This is a genomic window from Desulfobacterium sp. N47 (genome assembly GCF_051233685.1).
Taxonomy (GTDB): Bacteria; Desulfobacterota; Desulfobacteria; order Desulfobacterales; family RPRI01; genus RPRI01.
This window is the reverse complement of the sequence record NZ_JBAMMY010000111.1, coordinates 1-5,111: the sequence shown is the minus strand read 5'-3', so window position 1 is coordinate 5,111 and position 5,111 is coordinate 1. Positions and strand designations below refer to the sequence as shown.

Here is a 5,111-nt window from a genome sequence, read left to right as displayed (position 1 = left end):
TAAATAAGATTGCATAAAAGATAACAAAGCGTTACACACTCGACCGGGAACCCGCGCCTTTTTTCCAAATAACCTTGGTTGAGTTAAACGTGGTTAAAACACAGCCGGTTTGTGTTCCCGGCCGGTGAACTTTGTGTTATGCCGCTATGAAGGTGAAGTGGTAATGAACGAATACGTTGCGTTGGCGATCGGTATCATTTGTGCGGGAATTGGAGGTGAACTTTTTGTCAGAGGTGCGGTAGGCCTAGCGAGTTTGGCGAGGATTTCTCCCGGAATTATAGGGGCAACTGTTGCAGCCTTCGCGACATCTAGTCCCGAATTGTCGGTATCAATTAGCTCTGCGTTGGCAGAGAAGCCGCAAATCGTCCTCGGGGATGCACTTGGTAGTAACGTCGTGAACGTGGCACTTATCCTAGGGCTTGCGTTGGTCATCTCCGGAATACAAAGTCCTCGAGACAGCGTGAAGCGAGATCTTCCTGTCGCTCTGTTGATACCGATAGTTACGGGTGTGCTTTTACTGGATGGAGTGTTGTCGAGAATCGACGGCGCGTTAATGCTCGGTATGTTTATTGCGTGGCTTATCGCTGCAATTATTGAGGCAAGAATGCAGCGCAGCGCTTCCAGCGAAGTTCTTGGTGAACACTCAAAGCGGCTGATAATTGCGTCCTGCGTCGCAGGACTGTTGTTGCTCATTTCGGCTGGCAATCTAATCGTCCTTGGTGCCAAGGAAATTGCCATCTCATTTGGAATCAGCGAATTCATTGTTGGTGCAACAATTGTCGCCATTGGAACCTCTGTCCCAGAACTTGCTACCACTATCATCGCCAAGCTCAGAGGGCATGACGAGGTTGGTCTGGGGACTATTCTTGGCAGCAACATTTTCAATGGGATTTTTATTATCGCCATCGCGGCCTTAATACATCCCATCGTTGTTCCGTTAAGAGATGTGGTTGCCACATTGGTCTTTGGGATTCTGGCTGTAGTATTTGTATTTCCTCCCCGAAATGGGTTCATAGAGCGTAGGAGAGGGGTGCTGCTAGTAGCCTTGTATATCGGTTATCTCGTTACTACTGTTCTACAGAGCGGCGCGGCATAACAATTCGCTGCAGGCACGACGGCCCTGACGGGCCGCGGCCTGAGCTCAAACGTTAGCGAAAGGAGTCCATCATGAGCATCTGGAAAAAATTGTTTGGCGGCTCGAAGCCTTCAGCACCGGCGACCCCCAAAATCGCACCAGTGCCAACGCCGCCCTCGGCGCAGCCAGCTTCTACCGGCAAGGGATATGTCGTCCTATCAGGCACAATTGATAACATGGAGCCGATGATGAGAGCGGGAGCGGCCTTGGGGACATTGCAGTATGACGGCGGCCCTGTAGAACCATTTTACGAGCGCATGTCGAGAGACTTGATCTCCAAGCACGGCCCGCTTGTTGGCGTCGATTACGTCAGCCATTTCCCGAAGTTTGAGATTTGGTTTTGCTACAGGGATGGGACAAGGATTTACTCCGGCCAGCGGACGGGTCATTACGACATTCATTTCATGAGCTTAGGCTATGCTGGTGAGGGACCGCGATATGCTCGCCATTTCCTTGCCGCGGCTGGCTTCGATTTGACCAGCGAGCAGATCGAGTCCATCAAGCCAGGCGATAGCATCCAGCTCAAGGACGGCAAAGCAGTCATCGTCCGAGAAAAGGACAAGGTTGTAGAGAGTGACGAGGTCACGTTTGACCGTGAGGTCAAGGGACTTTCGATGGGGTTTCCCGCAACCTACAGTCTCTACAAGGGACCAAACAAGGATGCGGCTATGGCATTTCTTGAGAAACAGAATATCACAGCACAATCGTACTTCGTCGGCGTAAAGACACCAGAGGGCACGTTCTGCAAAGATAGAATGGGGATTTTTGACGCCCCGACACCGAATTGGCCGAATTGAAAAAGGACATCCTACAATTGGGTACAATCAAAGGACAGAGTTCAAAGGTTAGTCGTCGTACTAAAAACATTGGAGAGCTATTTCGCTAACAATCGCATGAAGGCCGACTTGGCAACCCGCGCCGCTCCTAACGTCGCTCTGCGGGCCGCCAAGCGGCTTATGCGCTGCATTATAATTTCGTGAAACAATGAAGGAAATTACAAATCGATCCGCAATAATTGTGAGCCCAAAGCATCCATTTGTAGAATGGGCGAATTTGTATAACGAAAGTTCCAACGAAGATATTAATCAAAGATTAGAAGAAAATCACATCTATCTCATAGATTGGGCATATGACGAAGAAATAGACCATGTGATATCCCAATATTATTCTAAAATTTTTGAATATGAGCTGTCGAGCTGGAATTCTATTAAAAAAGAATGGCCTCAAAATATGAGCTACGAATTATTTCGAGAATGGTTCGAATGCAGGGTATCTAATGACCTCTTTGACCTGGAAACGGAAGCAATTGAATCGGAAAAATTATAACAAATCAATGAACCCAACGCCGAGTAAGTTACGTTTTTTATCCTTGGCCGGCGGCGGCGTGGGTTATTTCCGTCGTTCGGCACAAACAGAAAAAGGAGACAAAAATGATGTCAAAAAATGGTAGGCGAATCTCGTTTATACTGGGCCACGTGCTTCTAATCGGTACCCTCATTCTGACTGCTCCATTATCTGCAAGAGCGGTCGAGTTCGAGACGATTCGATCGAATATGAAGAACATGACCAGCGTCGCATGGGACGACTACAGTAATTCCCTGAAGGGCCAAAGCGTAAGTTGGTCCGGCTGGATATCGGACGTGAAAGAGCAGTGGCTCGGCGGCTATAAGATTTTGATCGACATGGATCCTCCAGGCTCGGCCTCCGTCCAAGACGTGTATATCGAGGATCTTGACAAAAGCGTCGCGGCTCGATTCAGCAAGGATCAAAAGGTTCGTTTTTCCGGCAGAATCAAATCTGTAATGAGCGTGTTGGGTTCCTGTGCGGTAACTCTGGAAAATGCTAGCATCAACGGGAATTATTGAAAAGTGAATCGACATCAGTCCATTAGAGGTAGAAAATGGAAGTGTTCATTGTAGCTGTTATTATCGGCCTCATTCCGGCAGCGATTGCGCAGAGCAAAGGCCGTAGCTTTGTAGGCTTCTGGATCTATGGTGCTTTGATATTCATTGTTGCCCTTCCACACGCACTGCTTATGAAGGCGAACCCGAAAGCGGTAGAGGAGAAGGCACTTGCATCCGGGGGAAAGAAGTGCCCGCATTGCGCAGAAGTCATCAAAGCCGAAGCAAATGTTTGTCGCTTCTGCGGCCGCGACCTGCAATAGGCTGGGCTTCAAGGGGTTGGAACCGGTTTCGCAAGTCGAAAGTGGAAAAGCCGAACAAGGCAAATTAACTCGGATGCAAATTCCGCTGCGCTCCATTTGCACCGGTTATTTGAGCGTTGGGCGGCAATAACAAACAGATCATGATCAATCATAGAAAATTAGATTCTCTTCTCTGTTTGAATATATTGAGAACAGAATATGATTTTCTCCAAAAAAGATATAATATTGAGTCAATGTATCTTTTTGGTTCCGTAGCAAGAAAAGATAACAATCGTTACAGTGATGTTGATATATTGGTTACATTTACTAAGACTCCGAGTCTATTGACATTGATCAATATGGAAAACTATCTAATTGATCTGATAGGAGTTAAGGTTGATTTGGTAATGGAGAATTCTTTAAAACCTGAAATTTATAAGCGAATTTTTAAAGAGAGAATAAAGATATGAAGAGTATTAGAGCGACAGAAACTCTAAAAGAAATATTTGACACGACTGTTTTATCTAAAAATTTCATAAGAAACATGTCAAAAGATGAATTTCTTTCGGACAATAAAACAATTTTCGCTGTAACTCAATCAATTATGTTAATTGGGAAAAATGCGAGGAATTTGGATTCTGACTCAAGAAAATTGCTTCCAAATTTGCCATGGAATGATTTAGTAAGTATAACTCGAAAGTTAAATCTACCTTATCAGAAAGCTATTAATCCTGAAGTGCTGTGGGAAACGATAAAAAAAGATTTTCCTGTTATTGAATCTGAAATACGGAAGTTACTTCGCTTAAATGACGAAGAAGGAATCAGTGAAAGGAAGTATATAAAGATCACTCTTAAATCATACAGAGATATTACACTTACACCAAGATACTTAGGAAAAATTGTTTATCCGTATTTAATTGCAATTTCAGATATTCAAAAAATTATCAATGAAATCAAAAAGAATGATAACTTGGAAGTAGAAATAAAATCAATAAGTCAAAATTCTCCATTAAGCGTCAGTTTAAAAGGGGCGACTGAAGCGACCGAGTTAATAAGAGATGTCATTATACCTTGGAGAAGAAAACATGCTCAATCTATGGCAAAACTTTTAGAGGTTGAAAAATATTCTGAAATTGAATCAAAAAAAGCAGATATACTCAACAAACGTGTTAACGCAGTTAAAGGAAAAGCCGAAGCAGAAAAAATAAAAGCAGAGGCAGAACTTCAACGGCAAGAAGCAGAAAAAATACGACTTGAAAATGAAAAGTTAAAAATAGAGTTGCATCGTGCTAAAATTCAACTCGCTCTTGATGTAATTTCACAAATAGCTCCTGATTTACCTGAGACTGATAGAATTTCACATTTGGTTCGATTATTACCACAATTGGACACATTAGGAACAAGCGAGTTTGAACTTGATATTATCGCTTAAAAATGCCGCCCAACCAAGCGCTCAACCGGACGGGGCTATCGCCCCGCCGGTTAGCTTATTGTTATAAAACAAAAAATACATAATAAAGGAAAACCAAAATGTTCAAAACGTCTATATGCCCTCATTGTCATAAGATATTAAGCGTAAGTCTTGACCCACTTGCGCTGAAGGCGGATATCGTTTTATAACAAATCAATGAACCCAACGCCGAGTAAGTTACGTTTTTTATCCTTGGCCGGCGGCGGCGTGGGTTATTTCCGCCGTTGGGCTAAACAATAATTAATCATAAGAAGGTGGATTAAATGCCAACTGTATTCAGATTTGGCCCATATCGATTCTTTTTTTATGCCAGTGATCATGATGAACCGCATCATATCCACGTCGAACGAGATGATAAAGTT

The 5,111-nt window shown here is 43.9% G+C and carries 7 protein-coding genes; all 7 read left to right on the top strand.

Annotation, left to right across the window (positions count from 1 at the left end):
• Positions 1-163: 163 nt before the first annotated feature.
• The 7 genes from VXK47_RS06780 to VXK47_RS06750 all read left to right on the top strand — a co-directional run bounded on the left by VXK47_RS06780 (position 164) and on the right by VXK47_RS06750 (position 4,710).
• The gene (locus tag VXK47_RS06780) at positions 164-1,096 is read left to right on the top strand and encodes a sodium:calcium antiporter (protein ID WP_435548013.1); all 933 of its coding nucleotides are present in this window, start codon (positions 164-166) and stop codon (positions 1,094-1,096) included.
• 71 nt (positions 1,097-1,167) lie between these two features.
• Positions 1,168-1,932: a hypothetical protein gene (locus VXK47_RS06775; RefSeq protein ID WP_435548012.1), complete on the top strand. Its 765-nt coding sequence runs from the start codon at positions 1,168-1,170 to the stop codon at positions 1,930-1,932.
• 187 nt (positions 1,933-2,119) lie between these two features.
• Positions 2,120-2,461, top strand: coding sequence for a hypothetical protein (locus VXK47_RS06770; protein WP_435548011.1), 342 nt, complete (start codon positions 2,120-2,122; stop codon positions 2,459-2,461).
• A 104-nt stretch (positions 2,462-2,565) separates the two neighbouring features.
• Entirely contained in the window at positions 2,566-3,000 is a 435-nt protein-coding gene (locus VXK47_RS06765) for a hypothetical protein (protein WP_435548010.1), read from the top strand.
• A 35-nt stretch (positions 3,001-3,035) separates the two neighbouring features.
• Complete coding sequence (locus VXK47_RS06760) at positions 3,036-3,299, top strand: hypothetical protein (RefSeq protein ID WP_435548009.1); 264 nt, start codon at positions 3,036-3,038, stop codon at positions 3,297-3,299.
• A 140-nt stretch (positions 3,300-3,439) separates the two neighbouring features.
• Positions 3,440-3,748, top strand: coding sequence for a nucleotidyltransferase family protein (locus tag VXK47_RS06755; protein ID WP_435548008.1), 309 nt, complete (start codon positions 3,440-3,442; stop codon positions 3,746-3,748).
• Positions 3,745-4,710 (top strand): HepT-like ribonuclease domain-containing protein, encoded by a 966-nt coding sequence (locus tag VXK47_RS06750; protein WP_435548007.1) that lies wholly within the window; start codon positions 3,745-3,747, stop codon positions 4,708-4,710. Before VXK47_RS06755 ends, VXK47_RS06750 begins: the two co-directional genes overlap by 4 nt.
• Positions 4,711-5,111: the final 401 nt, after the last annotated feature.